The sequence below is a fragment of the Sphingobacterium phlebotomi genome (genome assembly GCF_008180195.1).
In the GTDB taxonomy this organism is placed as follows: Bacteria; Bacteroidota; Bacteroidia; order Sphingobacteriales; family Sphingobacteriaceae; genus Sphingobacterium; species Sphingobacterium phlebotomi.
The window spans coordinates 1-617 of sequence record NZ_VTAV01000050.1; the positions used below are offsets into that span (position 1 = coordinate 1).

At 42.6% G+C, this 617-nt stretch carries 2 protein-coding genes; both read right to left on the reverse strand.

Translation table 11 applies throughout. The features are described 5' to 3' along the window. The coding region (locus FXV77_RS21910; RefSeq protein ID WP_148921377.1) for an IS3 family transposase at window positions 1-286 on the reverse strand (286 nt) is incomplete at its 3' end. Next, window positions 283-561, reverse strand: coding sequence for a transposase (locus FXV77_RS21915; RefSeq protein ID WP_148921378.1), 279 nt, complete (start codon window positions 559-561; stop codon window positions 283-285). The genes FXV77_RS21915 and FXV77_RS21910, both read right to left, overlap by 4 nt. Between the last annotated feature and the right edge of the window lie 56 nt (window positions 562-617).

Sequence of the window (617 nt, forward strand, 5' to 3'; positions counted from 1 at the left end):
GTATGGTTTTCAGGTTCATGAGCTTATACAGCCTACGAACACGCTTCTGCCCAATGAAATAACCCAGATCCTGCCTCAAATAGTCCGTCATGCGCTCTACACCGTAGAAAGGACAGTCCAGAAACTTACGGTCTATGGCACTCATAACCTGTAGATTGAACAGAGATTCCCCCTTGGGCTTAAAATAATAACTGCTGCGGGGCAACTCAATAACTTTGCACTGCCTGTAAACGCTCATTTTCTTATAGGAGGGGCAAACAAGCCCGCGTTTCTCTTGAAGACTCATTTGCCCAATACTTTTTTTAAGAAATCCACCTGTATCTGTAGTTCCCCAATCTTGGAATAAAGCTCTTTCTCTTTGGAGTCATCCTTTATCGGGCTTTTATCTGTGGTAAAAACCGATTCCGCATTATCTAGAAACTCCCGTTTCCAGGTGTTGATCTGTGTTGGGTGCAGCTCGTATTTAACCGCTAGTTCCTGAATGGTCTGCTGTTCCTTGATAGCTTCTATGGCTACCTTCGCCTTAAAGCTTGCACTGAATTTCCTGCGTTCTTTTTTCATTTTCAACTGCTAATTTAAACATTTATGCAGTTGTCCAGTATTTGGGTAGTATGATA